Raw genomic sequence first — 18,547 nt, 5'->3', positions numbered from 1 at the left:
CCTAACCCTAATCTACTGAAGGAGCATTCATGCCAGCAGTAAAAGTTAAAGATAACGAGCCGTTTGACGTTGCTCTGCGTCGCTTCAAGCGTTCTTGTGAAAAAGCCGGTGTTCTGGCTGAAGTTCGTCGTCGCGAACATTACGAAAAACCAACTACAGTGCGCAAACGTAAAGCCGCTGCAGCTGTTAAGCGTCATGCAAAAAAAGTATCTCGTGAAACCGCACGTCGCGTTCGCCTGTACTGATTAAGCGTTACACCTTTTTTATAACGTAATAACCGACTTGTAATCGAACCCAACAGGTGTTCATAACAACAGGACTCAAGATGTCTGATCTGAAGCACCACATCACAGAGCAGATGAAGGCCGCCATGCGTGCCAGGGATAAAGTGCGACTCGGCACTATCCGTCTGATCCTGTCTGATCTCAATCGCATTGAGGTAGATGAACGCATTGAACTGGATGATGCACGCGTACTGGCCTCATTAGATAAAATGGCCAAACAGCGTCGCGATTCGATTGCCCAGTATCTAGCGGCTGAGCGTCCGGAACTGGCAGACAAGGAGCAGCAAGAGTTGGAGGTGATTAAAACTTTCTTGCCGCAACCTCTCAGTGATAGTGACATAGAACATATTATTGATGATGCCATTAACGCCACAGGTGCATCCAGCATGCAGCAGATGGGACAGGTTATGGCACTAGTCAAGCCCAGGGTTCAAGGGCGCGCCGATATGGGTCAGGTCTCAACCCGAGTGAAAGCCCGGTTCTGACACCAGCAATTTCGCTGGACATTACAGCGGAGTAATTATGGCAGGGCGAATACCGCAATACTTTATTGATGACTTGCTGGCCCGCATCAATATTACCGACGTAGTGGAAAGCCGCGTAAAATTGCGCCGCAGCGGTAAAAATTACTCAGGCCTCTGCCCTTTTCATAAAGAAAACTCTCCATCCTTTACCGTTAGTCCTGACAAGCAATTCTACTATTGCTTTGGTTGTGGCGCCGGTGGCAATGCACTCGGCTTTTTAATGGAATATGAACGCCTTTCTTTTCCAGAAGCTGTTGAAGAACTCGCCCGCCTCGCCGGTGTCGATATCCCGCGTGAAGAGCAAAATCCACAACAAATTGAACGTGATCATCAGGTCAAACAACAGATCTCACTGCTCGATCAGGCCAGCCAGTTTTATCGCGAACAACTGCGTAGCGCCACCACTCGCGATATAGCCATTCAGTACCTGCAGCAGCGCGGACTCTCCGGTCAGATTGCCTCACAATTCCAAATTGGCTACGCACCCCCTGGATGGGACAACCTGATACAACATTTTAGTGATCAGAAAGACTCCATCAACCTGCTGGAAAAAGCCGGCATGGTGATCCATAACGAAGAAAAAAACCGCCACTATGACCGCTTCCGTGATCGCATCATGTTCCCGATTCGGGATATGCGCGGCCGCGTGATTGCCTTCGGTGGGCGGGTACTGGGGGACGATAAGCCCAAATACCTCAACTCACCCGAAACCGACACCTTTCACAAAAGCCGTGAACTCTATGGCCTTTACGAAGCCCGTCAAAGCAATCGCCAACTCAACAGACTACTGATTGTTGAGGGCTATATGGACGTGGTTGGCCTGGCACAAAACGGCATCACCTGGGCTGTCGCCACACTCGGCACCGCCACAACCGAACAACACCTTATCCGCCTGTTCAAATTGGTGCCGGAGCTTATTTTCTGTTTCGACGGCGACCAGGCCGGCCGCAAAGCTGCCCTGCGCGCTCTGGATATCGCCCTGCCAGCACTGCAGGATGGCAAATCCGTGCGCTTCCTGTTTCTGCCTGAAGGCGAAGACCCGGACAGCCTGATTCGCCAGGAAGGCCAAAGCGCCTTTGAGCAACGCATCCTCAATGCCACCCCCTTGAGTACATTTTTTTTCAATAATTTATCCGAAGGCTTCAACCTGGACAGCATGGATGACCGTGCCCGCCTCGCCTCGGCGGCACTGCCACCCATTCGCAGCATGCAGCCCGGCCTATTGCAACAGATGATGCTGGACCGCGTCAGTGAAATCACCGGCCTAAGTGCCGAACAACTGGCGAGCCTGGTCAACCTGCACAAAATTAGCCAACCCGCTACACCAGACACCCAGGAAGGCAGCTATCACCCCGATCAGGAATATGGCGACTACCCGGAATTGAGCCTACCCGATAGTGGCGAAGCCTCCTCCTCCCCAATACAAACCCAACGCCCAGCCGTCCGCAGCCGTACAGTCAGCCTGGTGAACCGGATTATCTCTATCCTATTGCACCGCCCAGCATTGGCCCGCGAACTTAAAGATCCGGAAGCTTTAGGCAACCTGCAGGAATCTAATATTGATCTTTTGATAGAACTGATCACCTACCTGCGCCAGCACCCAGATAACTCACTTGGCACCCTGCTGGTAGACTGGCAACACGACACACAACGCGCCGCTTACCTAATGATACTGAACGAAATATCTCACCTGGAACCCGTGCCTAAAACAGCTGACCCACTGGCTGAATTAAATGGTGCTCTAGAGCGCCTGCTGAGTCGCAACACAGAAAATCAACTCGACCGCCTCTTGAAAAAACAACGTCAGTCCCCATTAACTCAGGAGGAAAAAAATTTATTGCAGCAACTTCTACTATCCGGACGTTAAAAACACCGGAACAGGTTTGGCAAATACCCGTTAATGCTCTACTTTTATACAGTAGATTACGAATTACGGCGCTAAATCTATTCAGCAAGGTCTGAAACAGCTATAATGTTGCGCTTCTTTTTTCACCTATTATTCACATCAGCATTCATCGCAGGGGCTCTATGTCAGATACTTCCCAACAGCAGTCTCGTCTGAAAGAACTCATCGCACGAGGCAAGGAACAGGGTTATCTTACCTATGCAGAGGTAAACGACCACCTGCCAGAAGATATTGCCGACCCAGATCAGGTCGAAGATATCATCCGCATGATTAACGACATGGGCATCAGCGTATCTGAAGAAGCGCCCGATGCAGAAACCCTTCTGATGACTGAAGGTGATTCGGCAGAAGAAGCCGACGAGGAAGCCGTTGCCGCACTTGCCGCGGTTGAATCCGACGCCGGTCGTACCACCGACCCAGTACGTATGTATATGCGTGAAATGGGCACTGTAGAGCTGCTGACTCGTGAAGGCGAGATCGAGATTGCCAAGCGCATAGAAGAAGGCATTCGCGAAGTCATGATGGCGCTGGCACATTTTCCAGGCAGTGTCGAAGCCATTCTTTTGGCCTACGATGCCACCCTGCAGGAAGAAGGTCGCCTCAGTGATATTTTCAGCGGTTATATCGATCCTGACGCACCGATTCCAGAAGAGGAAGTCGAAGTCGATGAAATCGATGAAGATGATGCGGATTCCGATGATGACGACGATGACGATGACAGCACCGATGACAGTGCAGACGAGGAAAAGGATCGCGGTCCAGATCCGGAAGAAGCTCGTCAGCGTTTTGGTCTGATTCGTGACAAGCTGGACGCCTACCTGCTGGTTCTGAGTGATAAGGGCAAAGACAGCCCGGAAGCCAAGCTGGCTCTGGAAGAGCTCAGTATTGCATTTTCACCAATCAAACTGTCACCACGCTTCTATGAAATGCTGGTCAGCCGTATTCGTGCGTTCATCGAGAAGGTTCGTGCACAGGAACGCACCATCATGCGTATCTGCACCCAGCGCGCCGGCATGTCACGCAAAGATTTCATCAGCGGCTTTCCTGGTAATGAAACCAATCCAGAGTGGTTCGACAAACTGGCCAGCGGCAAACAAAGCTGGGCCAGTAAAATTGAACAGAGCCTGGATGACTTGAAACGCGCCCAGCGTCGCCTGATCAATATTGAAAATGATGTCGGCATCAGCCTGGCTGAAATCAAAGATGTAAACCGCCGCCTGTCGATTGGTGAAGCCCGCGCCCGTCGCGCCAAGAAAGAGATGGTTGAAGCCAACCTGCGTCTGGTTATCTCTATCGCCAAGAAATACACCAACCGCGGCCTGCAGTTCCTGGATTTGATCCAGGAAGGCAACATCGGCTTGATGAAAGCGGTAGACAAATTCGAATACCGCCGTGGCTACAAGTTCTCAACTTATGCCACCTGGTGGATACGTCAGGCGATCACGCGCTCGATTGCCGATCAGGCCCGTACCATTCGTATCCCGGTACATATGATCGAGACAATCAATAAGCTCAACCGTATTTCCCGTCAGATGCTGCAGGAAATGGGTCGCGAACCCACCCCTGAAGAACTGGCTGAAAAAATGGAAATGCCGGAAGACAAAATTCGCAAGGTACTCAAAATTGCGAAAGAGCCGATCTCAATGGAAACCCCCATCGGTGACGATGAAGATTCCAGCCTGGGCGACTTCATTGAAGACATCATCATGGCCTCGCCGGTGGACACCGCCACAGGAGAGGGCCTGCGTGAAGCCACACGCAGCGTACTGTCGGGACTCACCGCTCGTGAAGCCAAAGTACTCAGAATGCGTTTCGGTATCGACATGAATACCGACCACACGCTGGAAGAGGTTGGCAAACAGTTTGATGTCACTCGTGAACGTATCCGTCAGATCGAAGCCAAGGCTCTGCGCAAACTGCGTCACCCCAGCCGCTCCGATCACCTGCGCGGCTTCCTCGACGAATAACTCAACGCGTTCAACATATTGCGCCAATGCATACTTCTCTGTATCATTGGCGCTCGCTTTTCAAGGGCCTATAGCTCAGTTGGTTAGAGCAACGGACTCATAATCCGTTGGTCGCTGGTTCGAGTCCAGCTGGGCCCACCACTTCATGCATGCAAGTCACTTATAAATCAGAACATTATCGCTACCCCGATACCTGATTCCGGGATAACAACGCCCAAAGACCCGCCGCTGAGAGTAACGACCCGCCCACCAGGTTAAAACCTCGATGTGCGCCTGGACGCGACAGCAATCGACGGGCTGAACCGGCAAACACGGCGTAAAGGGTTGCATTCAGGGTAGCCATGACCACGAAGGTGACGCCCAGAATCCAAAGCTGCTGAACGTGATCGGTGCCCGGATGAATAAATTGCGGCAGGAAGGCTACAAAAAACACCATGCCTTTCGGGTTCAAGGCCGTTACCAGATAGGTATTCAGAAACAATCGCCAGCGTGATCCGGGTTTTGATGGCGCTGTCATATCAACAGCGACAAAGCCACTGCGTAATAGTTTAATGCCAAGGTACAGCAAGTAGAGTCCACCCAGCCATTTGATCACCATAAACCAAAAGGCTGACGTCGCCAGCAATGTACCTAAACCTAACAGTGATACCGCCAGTGCCGTGGAGTCTCCCAGTGCAACCGCCGTCACCAGAGGTACATTGGCGCGTCGCCCATGAGCAATAGAATAACTAATCACTGCCAGAATAGTGGGCCCAGGAATGATCAACAACACGGCTGAGGCTGCAACAAAGGCAAGCCAGAGTTCGACAGGCATGGGGTTACTCCTTGATAAGCTTGAAATAGAGTCTGTAAATTTAAAAGACTATAGCACCAAGATAAACCAAAATATGTCCTTTGTTCGGCTTTCTGAACCGAACTCTGATAAATTTTCTTGCCCAACTGAAGACCGTCCAGTGTTTTATTTCAACTCACCTTTAAATTAGATTATCCTTATATTTTGAGTCGGTATTGATAATCAGCAAGGCCTAGCGCTGTAAAGGCGCACATTTTTACAGTAAACTTCCACGGCTGCGTATAGCTAGTTAGCAGCACGACTAATTTTAAATGTCTAAGCATGACAGTCGTGCTGAGCAGATTACACGTTATTTATTATCTTGCAGGAGCATGCTGCCACTATGAGTCTTTTCTGGATTCCTTTACTACCTGCCTTGGGAGTACTAGCACCACTGCTATCTCAGCGTTTTGGCAGAACCCGGTGTGCATTTGCAACGGCTGCAGCGCCAGCGCTGGCCTTGTTGCTGCTATTATTTAGTGCCCCGGCTGTATTTAGAGGTGAAACACTGATAGCAACAGCCAATTGGGTTCCAGCACTGAGTATGGATATCTCTTTTCGCTTGGATGGCCTGGCTTTTCTGTTTGCCCTGCTTATTTTAGGTATCGGCTTACTCATAATTCTCTATGCACGTTACTACCTCTCAGCCAAGGACAACATGGCGCAGTTTTATGCCTATTTAATGTTGTTTATGACCGCCATGCTGGGGATTGTCTTGTCTAACAATTTGATTCAGTTGTGGATGTTCTGGGAGCTAACCAGCATCAGTTCATTCCTGCTGATCAGTTTCTGGCATGGAAACACCGAGGGACGCAAGGGTGCTCGTATGGCACTGACGGTCACCGGTGCAGGCGGGCTCGCCTTATTAGCCGGTCTTATTTTAATTGGTAAGATTGTCGGTAGCTATGATCTGCAAACTGTCCTTGAAAGCGGCGATATCATTCGTGCCCATGCGGCTTATCCGGTTGCGCTGATATTGGTGCTATTAGGAGCCTTCACCAAGTCAGCTCAGTTTCCGTTTCATTTCTGGTTACCGCATGCGATGGCAGCCCCCACTCCCGTTAGTGCGTACTTACACTCAGCGACAATGGTAAAAGCCGGTATCTTTTTGATGGCGCGCTTTTATCCCGCGCTGGCGGGTACCGAGCTGTGGATCATTATTGTCACCCTCACCGGACTGGCGACGCTGCTACTGGGGGCCTACACGGCGTTATTTAAGCATGACCTCAAGGGATTGCTGGCTTACTCAACCATCAGTCACCTGGGCCTGATTACCCTGCTGCTGGGTATGGGAACTGAGCTGGCCGCCATTGCCGCTATTTTTCATATTATCAACCATGCCACCTTTAAAGCCTCTTTGTTTATGGCGGCGGGGATCATCGACCATGAGGCCGGCACGCGAGATATGCGTCGTCTTAACGGTTTGTGGAAGTTCATGCCTTACACTGCCACCCTGGCGATGGTGGCCGCGGCTTCGATGGCGGGTGTGCCGCTATTAAACGGCTTCTTGTCAAAAGAGATGTTCTTTGCAGAGACACTGCTGCAGCACACCCTGGGTTCCTTGTCCTGGATGGTGCCCGTTCTGGCAACTCTGGCAGCGGTCTTCTCGGTGGCTTACTCGTTGCGTTTTATCCACGATGTGTTTTTCAATGGCGAGCCGGTTGATCTGCCCAAGATCCCGCATGAACCCCCTCGTTATATGAAAGTACCCGTCGAAATACTGGTTGGACTCTGCTTGTTAGTCGGTCTGTTTCCAGGCTTCATGGTCGGCAGTCTGCTCTATTCGGCGTCTGCAGCCGTACTGGGTGGCGAAGTGCCCTATTATTCTCTGTCTATCTGGCACGGCTTCAACCTGGCACTGATCATGAGCATAGTCGCTATGGTTCTGGGTGTTATCATTTACCATAACCGCCGCAAACTGTTTAAGTTTCAGAGCCAGTTCCCGGAAACCGACGCCAAGCTGGTGTTTGAAAGCCTGATGCAATGTCTTGTCCGGGGATCAACGAAGATTAATCAGTTTTTTGAGAATGGTTCGCTGCAGCGCTACCTGTTCCTACTCTTTTTAATGGTGATAGTGTTCGCTGGAAAACCGCTGTTGCAACTGGTACAAACCACCGGTGATCGCGAACAACTACCCCTTAATAGCATCAGCATAGTACTCGCTGTCATTCTGATATTTGCGGCACTCGCCACGGTTATCTGGCACCGCCAGCGTTACATATCCTTGCTGACGCTGTCGGTGGTAGGCTTAATTGTTTCCGTGTCATTTACGTATTTTTCAGCCCCTGACCTGGCCCTCACACAATTGTCAGTTGAAGTGGTCACTATAATATTATTGATGCTGGCGTTGTTTTTCCTGCCGCAACAGACGCCCAAGGAGTCTAGCCCCGGACGTGTGGCGCGAGACCTGGGTGTTGCCGCCCTGGTCGGTGGTATTTTTGGAACGCTTAACTATGCCATCATGACCCGTTCTGGTCTGAGCATTTCGGATTTCTTCCTGGAAAACAGCAAACCTGGCGGCGGTGGCACCAATGCCGTCAACGTCATCCTGGTAGATTTCCGTGGTTTCGATACCTTTGGTGAGATTCTGGTACTAGGTATTGCGGCTTTGGGTATTTTCAAACTGATCAATCGGATGAAAATATCCAAGCCGTCTGGGGATATTAAAGGGCGTAATTGGACTCAAGACAGCCATCCAATGATACTGCGAACGGTTTCCCAGTCGCTATTACCACTGGCGCTACTGGTATCAGCTTATATTTTCCTTCGCGGCCATAATCTACCAGGCGGTGGATTTATTGCCGGACTGATCACCGCTGTCGCCATCATCCTGCAATACATTGCCCATGGTGTTGATTGGATTAAACCTCGCCTTAAGGTCAACTATCAATGGTCTATTGCCATCGGTGTATTGATTGCAGCCGCCACCGGCGCTGGCAGTTGGCTGTTTGGAAGGCCCTTCCTGACCAGTTGGTTTGATTATTTCCATCTGCCTTGGATTGGTGAGTTTGAGTTAGCCAGCGCCATAGTCTTTGACCTTGGCGTCTACATTACCGTGGTAGCAGCGACACTGCTGATCCTGGCGAACCTTGGCAAGCTGACAACATCGCACCGTCCTAAAATGGAGGATAAATCCTAATGGAAACGCTTTTTGCTCTTTGCGTGGGCGTACTCACCACCTGCGGTGTATTTTTAATTCTGAGAGGGCGTACCTTTCCTGTCGTAATTGGCTTAACCCTGCTGAGCTACGCCGTCAATCTGTTTCTGTTTGCCAGTGGTCGCCTGTCAGTTAACTCGGCGGCCGTTATCGGTGCCAGTGATACTTATGTCGACCCACTACCTCAAGCACTGGTACTGACGGCTATCGTCATAGGCTTTGCCATGACCGCTTTTGTTGTGATTTTGTCCATGCGCGGACGTGGTGATCTAGGCAACGACCACGTTGATGGACGCATCCCCGATCATTCTTCACTGTCAGATAAGGAGCGAGGTTGATGTCGCAGCATCTGGTTATTCTGCCGTTCCTGCTCCCAATCGTCGCGGGCTTGCTACTGCTTTTACCGCCGATTCAGAATAGTTTGCAGCGTCAACGCATCTTTGCCGTCATCGCGGCGAGTGTGTTGATCCTGATATCAGCCAACCTACTGCACACGGCTTACAGCCAAGGTACCCAGATTTATATGCTGGGTGATTGGTCGCCGCCCTTCGGTATCGTACTGGTAGCCGATGTGCTGGCTAGCCTATTGGTGTTGCTCACCGCGATTCTTGGCTTGGCGTCTATCCTGTTCGCTACAGCAGGTGACGATGAAACCGGCATGTATTACCACACTCTGATCCTGTTACTTGTAGCCGGTGTCAATGGTGCCTTTCTGACCGGTGATCTATTCAACCTGTTTGTTTGCTTTGAAATTCTACTCATTGCCTCTTATGCATTGCTGATTCATGGGGGTGGCAAGCAAAAGACCCAGGCCAGTTTGCACTATGTAATTTTGAACCTGGTAGGCTCAAGTGTTTTCCTGTTTGCTCTGGGTATTCTCTACGGCATGCTCGGCACATTGAATATTGCCGATATGGCCGTCAAGGTAAACCTGCTGAATCACGACGACCAATTACTGGTCAAGGTAGCCGGTTTGCTGCTACTGGTAGTATTTGGTCTCAAGTCGGCTATGCTGCCGTTGCACTTTTGGTTACCACGGACCTATGCAGTGGCCAGCGCTCCAGTGGCAGCGATGTTTGCCATTATGACCAAGGTGGGGATATACAGTATTTTCCGCGTTCATACTGTCATTTTTGGTGATTTTGCCGGAGAGCTGGCTAATATCGCCCAGTTCTGGCTCTGGCCTATCGCTATTCTAACCCTATTCATAGGGGCTATAGGTTCACTGGCAAGCTCCAATCTGCGCATGCTAACAGCAAATATGATTTTAATTTCAGTAGGTACGCTATTGGTGGGTGCCGCACTGGGTAGTGAACAGTCAGCGGGGGCGGCATTTTATTACCTATTACACACCACACTGGTATCAGCGGCCATGTTCCTGATCGCTGATATGATCACCCGTCAGAGAGGTAAAGCCGAAGACCGTTTTGTGCCTGCACGCATGATGAAGCAACGTGACCTGCTAGCCGGACTGTTTTTTGTAGCCGCAGTAGCCATGGTCGGCATGCCGCCACTGTCCGGTTTTATTGGTAAGGCTCTAATGATGCAATCGGCACAAACTGGCGCCGAAATGGTTTGGTCTTGGACAGCTATTTTGCTGGCAAGTCTTGCCGCAATCGTTGCCTTATCACGCGCAGGTACCACCTTGTTCTGGAGGGTAACGGGTAGTACCGCTGATGGCGAAGATGTAAAAATGCCGAAACTGATCGCTGTTGCTATTTTGTTGCTATGCTCACCACTGATGGTGCTGTTTGCCGGCCCAGTTACTGCTCTGACCGCTGAAGCCGCCGCAGCTCTGTACAACCCGGAACTATCAGTACAAGCCCTACTACCTCAACTGCTGACACTTTCAGGAGGGCAATAAGATGCTTGCCAAACCACGCTTTCGCTGGTTACCTATGCCGTATCACAGCATCTTGCTGTTTATGACCTGGTTGCTACTAAACAACACAGTAGCACCGGGACATCTGGTGCTGGGGGCCTTTCTGGCCCTGGGTATCCCGATGCTGACCAGCGGCTTGAGCAAACCGCAGCCGGCGCTGCACAAGCCGTTGAAAACCGCACGTTATGCCCTGCTGGTTCTAGGCGACATTATCACCGCCAATCTTGAAGTCGCTCGTCAAGTGATGGGACCGATTAAAGAGCTGCATCCAGCGCTGATTGCTATGCCACTGGATATTGAGGGGGATCTTCCTATTACCCTGCTGGCAAGCACGATTTCACTCACACCTGGAACCGTCAGCTCGGAAGTGTCGGAATGCAAGAAATTCATTTACATTCATGCACTGTCAATGACCGATGAAGCCGAACTGATTGCCACCATTAAACAGCGTTACGAAAAACCGCTGATGGAGATTTTTTCATGCTAGCCTGGACTGTCATTCTGGTGGGCATCATGGTTGTGATTGCTCTGATGCTAAATCTCTGGCGCCTTTTTGCCGGTCCGGATCTGGCCGATCGCTTGCTGGCGCTGGATACTATGTATATCAACAGTATTGCTCTTATCATCTTGCTAGGGATTTGGTTCAGCACAACGCTTTATTTTGAAGCCGCTCTGCTGATCGCCATGCTGGGTTTTGTGAGTACGGCGGCCTTGTGTAAATACTTATTACGCGGCGACATTATTGAATAAGGTAGGTGTAAATGAATTTTCTACTCGAACTGATTGTATCCATATTTTTGCTGACCGGTGGTGTATTTATTCTGGTAGGTTCCATCGGTTTGGTAAGGCTGCCGGATTTCTTCATGCGCCTGCATGCACCGACTAAAGCCACTACACTGGGTATGGGAGGCTTACTAATTGCATCGATGATCCTGTTTACGTTACGCGAACCTGGCCACATCAGTGTTCATGAACTGCTAATCACCCTGTTTTTGTTCATTACAGCACCCGTGAGTGCGCACATGATGGCAAAAACAGCGCTGCATCAGAAACTGAAGATGATGAAGCGTACACAGGGACAACATTTGGTGGAAACAGCCGCACGTCAGGAAGCGCCTGCGCAAGCCAAAGCATCAGAGAACACGCTCTAAATATCTTAAGAAACTGAGAGATCCGCGCTTATGCGGTCGAGAATCGGCTGATTAGCCGCTGGGAAAGGGTAGTGATTCAATTCAGAGGCATCTACCCATGCCAGGGGCTGACCTTCACAGCCTCTGGCTTCCCCTTTGAAAGCCGTCACGCTAAAAACATCCAGTAACACATGACGCTCAGGATATTCGTAGGGTATCTGTATAAACGGCTGGGCAGCCGTCACCTGAATGCCCAACTCTTCAAACAGTTCCCTATCCAGTGCCTGACGCGCACTCTCATCTACCTCAACTTTACCACCGGGGAACTCCCATAACCCACCCTGATGCTTATCGAGCGGACGGCGTGCGATCAGGATACGTCCCAAAGGATCGTATATGACAGCCGCCGCCACATGCAGTGTTTGGCGAGACTCTGAAACCTGTTCAGGAGCGGTATTCGGCATTGATCTTGACATAATCATGTGACAGATCGGTGGTCCAGACACTTTCCTGAACCTGACCGCGGTTCAGCGACACACGAATCAAAATAGTGTCTTTGTTCATGACCGCCTGACCCTGTTCTTCAGTATAACTATCGGCACGACCACCCTGCTTAACAATCGCAATATCATCAAGCCAGATAGCGACTTCATCAACATCCAGTTCGCTAACACCAGCACGGCCGACACAGGCCAGAATACGGCCCCAGTTGGGGTCACTGGCAAACAGCGCGGTTTTCACTAAAGGTGAGTGTGCAATGGTGTAAGCCACTTTTAAGGCTTCATCAACACTGGCCGCTTTTTCAACACGCACTTCAACAAATTTGGTAGCCCCTTCTCCGTCTTTAACAATTGCCTGTGCCAGCTCCAGCATCACGTCGCGTAAGCCAGCAACAAACTTATCCATCAAGGCCGGTTCCATATCACTCAGCTCAACACCACTTTGACCTGTAGCGACCAGCATGCAGGCATCGTTGGTAGAGGTGTCACCATCTACGGTAATACGGTTAAAGGTCTGCTCATTCACCTGGCTCAGCAGTCGCTGCAGCAGGTTAGCATCGATAATGGCATCGGTAGCGATATAACCCAGCATGGTCGCCATGTTGGGCATGATCATGCCCGAGCCTTTGGAGATGCCGGTTATAGTAATCAACTTACCTTGATGGTCTATCTGCACACTGTGGCCTTTCGCACGCGTATCCGTGGTCATGATACCCTGAGCCGCTTCAAGCCAGTGATTTTCATCAAGGTTATCCAGTGCTGCATCCAGCGCAGACACCACCTTAGCAACCGGCAGAGGCTCACCGATAACACCGGTAGAGAAAGGCAGTACAGATTCTGTATCTACACGGGTTTTCTCTGCCAGAGCCGCACAACAAGCGCTGGCGGCGTCTAAACCGGCTGCTCCTGTGCCAGCATTGGCATTACCGGTATTCACCAGCATGTAGCGAGGCAGAGCACCACAAGCAAGATGCTTTTTCGCTAATAGGACTGGTGCTGCACAAAACTGATTACGGGTAAAAACGCCAGCGATCGTAGCGTCTACCGGAATTTCCATCACAACAATATCTTTACGTCCCGGTTTTTTGATACCGGCAGACGCAATACCCAGACGAAACCCTTTGACCGGATGCAGTTCCAGTTTTTTTTCAGCACCTACTGCCATGTTGCCTTCCTCAGTTATGCGCTGGTGTTAAATTTTACCGTGGCATTGTTTGTATTTTTTACCTGAACCACAAGGACAGGGCTCATTGCGGCCTACTTTGGGCACATCACGCACGAAGGGTTCCTGTTTATCGCCTTCAGCACCTGCATCAGCCTCCTTATCCTCATCAGCCTGTTGCATGGCACTGCTTTGAGAATGTTCAAAGTTCATTTTCTGACGCTCAGCCGCTTCACGACGCTGACGCTCAATCGCTTCAACATCCTCAGGCTCACGAACCTTCACATGACTGATAATGCGTACGACATCCTTTTTAATATTCTCGAGCAGCGCCTGGAATAATTGGAAGGATTCGCGCTTGTATTCCTGTTTTGGATTCTTCTGTGCATAACCACGCAGGTGTATACCCTGACGCAGTAGGTCCATAGTTTGCAGGTGCTCTTTCCAGAGGGTGTCCAGCACCTGCAACATCACCTGCTTCTCGAACAGACGCATGGTCTCCGCACCGACCAACTGCTCTTTCTCGGCATATTTATCACTAATAGCCGTATGAATTTTACCGCGCAGGGGCTCTTCATGCAGCAGCTTATCTTCATCCAGCCATTGCTGAATTGGCAGTTCAATAGAGAATTCAGTGTTCAACGCTTTTTCAAGGCCAGCCACGTCCCAGGTTTCGGCCAGACTTTCCGGAGCAATAAAGTCACTGATGGTTGTGTCGATCACTTCTTCACGTATTGCAACGATGGTTTCGGAAATATCATTAGTCGCCATCAGGTCATTACGCTGTTCATAGATTACACGGCGCTGATCGTTGGCCACATCATCGTATTCAAGCAGATTTTTACGTATATCAAAGTTGCGCCCTTCAACTTTCCGTTGGGCTTTTTCAATCGCGTTGCTGACCATTTTGTGTTCGATGGCCTCACCCTTGTCCATACCCAAGGCCTGCATAAACTGGCGGATACGGTCAGAGGCGAAAATACGCATCAGATCATCTTCCATCGACAGGAAGAAACGTGAAGAACCTGGATCGCCCTGGCGACCCGCACGTCCCCGCAACTGGTTATCGATGCGGCGTGATTCATGCCGTTCCGTACCGATGATATGCAAACCTCCAGCGGCAACTACCTGCTCATGGCGCTGCTGCCAATCGGCCTTAGCCGCTTCTATCTGCTCAGTGGTGGGGTTTTCCAGAGCATCCAACTCAACTTCGAGTTTCCCACCCAGCATGATATCGGTACCACGACCGGCCATATTGGTGGCAATGGTAATAGCACCAGGGCAGCCAGCATTGGCAATGATACCCGCTTCACGTCCGTGATTTTTGGCGTTCAAAACATTATGAGTGATCTTCTCTTGTATCAGCATCTTGGACAAAACTTCAGATGAACCGACGGATGCTGTACCCACCAGAACCGGCTGTCCTTTTTCCTGACAGTTACGGATCTCTTTGACGATGGCGTTAAACTTTTCTTCGATGGTCAGGTAAACCAAATCATTGTAGTCAGTTCTCTGCACCGATTGGTTGGTCGGAATCACAACCACATCCAGGCCATAAATCTGACGCAGTTCGAAGGCTTCGGTATCAGCTGTACCGGTCATACCAGACAGCTTTTCGTACAGCCTGAAGTAGTTCTGGAAGGTAGTAGAAGCCAGAGTCTGGCTTTCCAATTGAATTTTGACACCTTCTTTGGCTTCAACCGCCTGGTGCAAGCCTTCAGACCAGCGACGTCCCGGCATAATACGACCGGTATGTTCGTCAACGATCACCACCTGTTGATTCTGGACGATATAGTCTTTATCACGCTCAAACAGGTAATGGGCACGCAGCCCTGCCAGCACATGGTGCAGCAGGTTGAGATTGCCGGAGGCATAGAGGCTTTCATCTTCCTGCAACAATCCCTCTTCACGCAGCAGATCTTCCACTAGCTGGTGACCGGCTTCGGTAAGCTCAACTGTGCGGTTTTTTTCATCCACCACAAAGTGTTCTTCAATAATTTGCGTATCATCTTTAACATCAACCTCACCGAAGAACTGCTTCAGTTTTGGAATGATTTTATTGATATGCGCATACATGGCCGAGCTGTCTTCAGCCGGACCTGAAATAATTAGTGGTGTGCGAGCTTCATCGATGAGGATGGAGTCAACTTCATCGACGATGGCAAAATTGAAGCCACGCTGTACCTTGTCTTCAACACTGAACGCCATGTTATCGCGCAGATAATCAAAGCCGAATTCATTGTTAGTACCGTAAGTGATGTCGCAGGCATAGGCTTCGCGCTTGCCCGCATTGTCCTGACCGGAAATAATTACACCGACGCTCAAACCCAGCGCTTCATACAGTGGGCGCATCCATTCAGCATCGCGGCTGGCCAGGTAGTCGTTCACAGTAACAACATGTACGCCCTTGCCGCTGATGGCGTTGAGGTAAGCGGGCAGTGTAGCCACCAGCGTTTTACCTTCACCGGTTTTCATCTCGGCCACTTTGCCTTCGTGAAGGGAAATACCACCGATCATTTGCACATCAAAGTGACGAAGGCCCATCACCCGACGAGAGACTTCTCGCACAGTAGCAAAGGCTTCCGGCAGTAGCTTCGTTAGTGAGTCGCCCGCTTCAAAACGCTGCCGGTAGGCAGTCGACAGTGCCTTAAGCTCATCATCACTCAGTTGTTCCATCTGCACTTCCAGTGCATTGATGTCCTTAACGACGCGCCCCATACGTTTGAGTTCACGATCGTTTTTGCTTCCGAAGACCTTTTTCAACAGTGATGTGAGCATAATTCAACTTTTACCGTTAATTGGATGTTATTCGCGCAATGTCCATCGCGGAAAGAGCACATTATTCTACAGTGATTCCTGTAGATAATTGAGTTTCCAGACGCAATGTTCAACCCCTACAGGTCGATATAGACAAAAAAAGCCGGACAAGAACCGGCTTTCTGCTGTTATTTTGTTCTTTAGTGGGTTAAAAACACCCGTAAATAGAATCAAATAGCGGCTGCCGGGCGTAGAAAAGCTATGGGGGATGCCTGCTCCATCGTCTCAAAAGTGACTATTTCATAGGCATCTTCGGTTTCCAGCAGTTTCCTGAGCAGCAGGTTATTCAGGTGATGACCTGATTTATAGCCGTAATATTCGCCGATCAGACTTTTTCCCAGTAAATACAGATCCCCGACCGCATCAAGAATCTTGTGTTTGACAAACTCGTTTTCGTAGCGCAAACCCTCTTCATTCAGCACCCGGTAGTCATCTACTACAATGGCATTATCGAAACTGCCACCCAGTGCCAGATTCTGTGAGCGCAGAAATTCGATATCACGCATAAACCCAAAGGTTCTGGCACGACTGACTTCACGCACAAACGCGGTGCTGGAAAAATCCAGGCAGGCTTCCAAATGACGATCCGTAAAGGCCGGATGGTCAAACTCGATACGAAAACCGACCTTATAACCTTCATAAGGCTTGAAACTGGCTGTTTTGCCGTCCACTTCAACCGTGACCGGCTTTTTGATACGCACAAATTGCTTGGCTGCATTTTGCTCAGCAATACCCGCTGACTCTATCAAAAACACGAAGGGTGCCGCACTGCCATCCATGATCGGCACTTCTTCAGCCGTTAGATCGACGTATAGATTATCAATCCCCAGCCCGGCAAGCGCCGACATCAAATGTTCAACTGTTGCCACACGAACACCGTCCACCGATAAATTGGTAGACAACACCGTATCAACTACATGGGTAGCAAAACCCGGAATTTCCACCACCGGATCCTGATCCACACGCCGGAAAACGATACCGGTATTGACCGCTGCCGGCCTCAGGGTCAAATAGACTTTCTGACCGCTATGCAGTCCGATACCCGTCGCCCGTATGCTCGTTTTCAGTGTGCGTTGCTTAATCATTACAATTCGCCAGATAACCACAAAAATAAATGAGAATGATAACAGACTCAGCCCATTTCAGGCAATCGGCCCATAAGGCCGCTGCCTTTAATCCGCCTGGCGTCTGAGGAAGGTTGGAATATCCAACTCACCATAATCCTTGCGTTTACCTGTCTCTTTATCATGGCTATCCGGCTTATCCAGCAACGCTTCCTGCTTCTGCCGGCGCAGGACTGACGGTAGCTCGATTTCTTCCTGACGCAGATCGACTTTCGGTGCTTCAGAAGCCACCAACTTGAACTCTTTTTCTTTTGGGCGATCAAGGCCGGTAGCGACTACTGTCACACGCAGCTCGTCCACCATGTCTGGATCAATCACTGTACCGATTACAATGGTCGCATCGGCATCAGCGCATTCTTCGATAATTTCACCGATTTCACTGTATTCACCCAGACTCAGATCCAGTCCAGCGGTGATATTAACCAGAATACCACGCGCACCACGCAGATCGATATCTTCCAGTAGCGGGCTCATGATGGCAGAACGTGCGGCTTCCTGTGCGCGTTTATCTCCCTTGGCAATGCCTGTACCCATCATCGCCATGCCCATTTCAGACATTACGGTTTTGACATCGGCAAAGTCGACGTTAACCATACCGGTACAGGTGATCAGATCGGAAATGCCCTTTACCGCTCCTTTTAGTACATCATTGGCGGTATTGAATGCATTGATCAGGCTGGTGTTCTTACCCAGCACCGCAATCAGCTTCTCATTCGGGATGATGATCAATGAATCCACATTTTCACGCAGCTCACGTATCCCTTCCTCAGCGATGGCCATCCGCTTGCGCCCTTCAAAACGGAAAGGACGGGTCACCACAGCGACCGTCAGAATGCCCATTTCACGGGCAATCTGTGCCACAATCGGCGCCGCTCCGGTACCTGTACCACCGCCCATACCGGCGGTAATAAAGACCATATCAGCCCCTTTGAGACTTTCAGCAATACGGTCACGATCTTCCAGTGCCGCTTTGCGTCCGATCTCCGGATTAGCACCGGCCCCCAACCCCTTGGTCAATCCACCACCAATATGTAGGGCTGCACGCGTTGCCAGGCGTTCCAGTGCCTGCGCATCGGTGTTGGCGCAGATGAACTCTACCCCGCCCAGATCATCGGATACCATGTGTTGAACGGCGTTACCGCCCCCCCCACCGACACCAATTACTTTAATGACGGCTTCCTGAGGTACATTATCAATTAATTCAAACATTTTTTTCCTCCCCTGACATGCCTGCTTTTACCTTCCGGTCATGCCACGCTTAA

General features: G+C 50.3%; 16 protein-coding genes and 1 tRNA gene. 11 read left to right on the top strand and 6 right to left on the bottom strand.

The features are described 5' to 3' along the window. Window positions 1–29 precede the first annotated feature (29 nt). From rpsU to ACN0R1_RS03020, 5 genes are all read left to right on the top strand, one after another. Window positions 30–245, top strand: coding sequence for a 30S ribosomal protein S21 (gene rpsU, locus ACN0R1_RS03040; RefSeq protein ID WP_036521983.1), 216 nt, complete (start codon window positions 30–32; stop codon window positions 243–245). An 80-nt stretch (window positions 246–325) separates the two neighbouring features. Beyond that, window positions 326–769 (top strand): GatB/YqeY domain-containing protein, encoded by a 444-nt coding sequence (locus ACN0R1_RS03035; RefSeq protein WP_417579795.1) that lies wholly within the window; start codon window positions 326–328, stop codon window positions 767–769. Between the two features lie 37 nt (window positions 770–806). Beyond that, a complete protein-coding gene (gene dnaG, locus ACN0R1_RS03030; protein ID WP_417579793.1) occupies window positions 807–2,675 on the top strand; it encodes a DNA primase in 1,869 nt (622 codons plus the stop codon). A gap of 161 nt (window positions 2,676–2,836) precedes the next feature. Next, window positions 2,837–4,681, top strand: a complete 1,845-nt coding sequence (rpoD, locus tag ACN0R1_RS03025) for an RNA polymerase sigma factor RpoD (protein ID WP_417579791.1) — start codon at window positions 2,837–2,839, stop codon at window positions 4,679–4,681. 64 nt (window positions 4,682–4,745) lie between these two features. Continuing rightward, window positions 4,746–4,822 (top strand) — tRNA-Ile (locus tag ACN0R1_RS03020). A 40-nt stretch (window positions 4,823–4,862) separates the two neighbouring features. Here the strand turns inward: ACN0R1_RS03020 and ACN0R1_RS03015 are convergent. Then, window positions 4,863–5,495: a LysE family translocator gene (locus ACN0R1_RS03015; protein ID WP_417579789.1), complete on the bottom strand. Its 633-nt coding sequence runs from the start codon at window positions 5,493–5,495 to the stop codon at window positions 4,863–4,865. Window positions 5,496–5,856: 361 nt separating this feature from the next. On the opposite strand from ACN0R1_RS03015, the gene ACN0R1_RS03010 reads away from it, so the two are divergent. The 6 genes from ACN0R1_RS03010 to ACN0R1_RS02985 are packed head-to-tail and all read left to right on the top strand — an operon-like array spanning window position 5,857 to window position 11,703. Next, on the top strand, window positions 5,857–8,652 hold the full coding sequence (locus tag ACN0R1_RS03010; RefSeq protein WP_417579787.1) for a monovalent cation/H+ antiporter subunit A: 2,796 nt from the start codon (window positions 5,857–5,859) through the stop codon (window positions 8,650–8,652). Then, window positions 8,652–9,008 (top strand): Na+/H+ antiporter subunit C, encoded by a 357-nt coding sequence (locus ACN0R1_RS03005; protein ID WP_417579786.1) that lies wholly within the window; start codon window positions 8,652–8,654, stop codon window positions 9,006–9,008. Before ACN0R1_RS03010 ends, ACN0R1_RS03005 begins: the two co-directional genes overlap by 1 nt. Further along, the gene (locus tag ACN0R1_RS03000) at window positions 9,008–10,534 is read left to right on the top strand and encodes a monovalent cation/H+ antiporter subunit D (RefSeq protein ID WP_417579784.1); all 1,527 of its coding nucleotides are present in this window, start codon (window positions 9,008–9,010) and stop codon (window positions 10,532–10,534) included. The genes ACN0R1_RS03005 and ACN0R1_RS03000 overlap by 1 nt, the downstream gene beginning before the upstream one ends. A gap of 1 nt (window position 10,535) precedes the next feature. Further along, on the top strand, window positions 10,536–11,039 hold the full coding sequence (locus ACN0R1_RS02995) for a Na+/H+ antiporter subunit E (RefSeq protein WP_417579782.1): 504 nt from the start codon (window positions 10,536–10,538) through the stop codon (window positions 11,037–11,039). After that, window positions 11,033–11,302: a K+/H+ antiporter subunit F gene (locus tag ACN0R1_RS02990; protein ID WP_417579780.1), complete on the top strand. Its 270-nt coding sequence runs from the start codon at window positions 11,033–11,035 to the stop codon at window positions 11,300–11,302. Before ACN0R1_RS02995 ends, ACN0R1_RS02990 begins: the two co-directional genes overlap by 7 nt. A gap of 11 nt (window positions 11,303–11,313) precedes the next feature. Further along, window positions 11,314–11,703, top strand: coding sequence for a Na+/H+ antiporter subunit G (locus tag ACN0R1_RS02985; protein WP_417579778.1), 390 nt, complete (start codon window positions 11,314–11,316; stop codon window positions 11,701–11,703). Between the two features lie 5 nt (window positions 11,704–11,708). Here ACN0R1_RS02985 and mutT read toward each other — a convergent pair whose 3' ends face one another. The 5 genes from mutT to ftsZ form a co-directional block, all read right to left on the bottom strand. Beyond that, the gene (gene mutT / locus ACN0R1_RS02980; RefSeq protein ID WP_417579776.1) at window positions 11,709–12,146 is read right to left on the bottom strand and encodes an 8-oxo-dGTP diphosphatase MutT; all 438 of its coding nucleotides are present in this window, start codon (window positions 12,144–12,146) and stop codon (window positions 11,709–11,711) included. Continuing rightward, on the bottom strand, window positions 12,127–13,347 hold the full coding sequence (argJ, locus tag ACN0R1_RS02975; RefSeq protein WP_417579774.1) for a bifunctional glutamate N-acetyltransferase/amino-acid acetyltransferase ArgJ: 1,221 nt from the start codon (window positions 13,345–13,347) through the stop codon (window positions 12,127–12,129). The genes mutT and argJ overlap by 20 nt, the downstream gene beginning before the upstream one ends. Window positions 13,348–13,374: 27 nt before the next feature. Continuing rightward, complete coding sequence (gene secA / locus ACN0R1_RS02970) at window positions 13,375–16,122, bottom strand: preprotein translocase subunit SecA (RefSeq protein WP_417579772.1); 2,748 nt, start codon at window positions 16,120–16,122, stop codon at window positions 13,375–13,377. Window positions 16,123–16,331: 209 nt separating this feature from the next. Beyond that, a complete protein-coding gene (lpxC, locus tag ACN0R1_RS02965) occupies window positions 16,332–17,246 on the bottom strand; it encodes a UDP-3-O-acyl-N-acetylglucosamine deacetylase (protein WP_417579770.1) in 915 nt (304 codons plus the stop codon). A gap of 87 nt (window positions 17,247–17,333) precedes the next feature. After that, a complete protein-coding gene (gene ftsZ / locus ACN0R1_RS02960) occupies window positions 17,334–18,494 on the bottom strand; it encodes a cell division protein FtsZ (protein WP_417579768.1) in 1,161 nt (386 codons plus the stop codon). Window positions 18,495–18,547: the final 53 nt, after the last annotated feature.

This window comes from Nitrincola sp., assembly GCF_048264025.1.
GTDB lineage: Bacteria > Pseudomonadota > Gammaproteobacteria > Pseudomonadales > Balneatricaceae > Nitrincola.
Note: the sequence above shows the minus strand (reverse complement) of the source record. Positions and strands in the feature narration are given on the sequence as shown.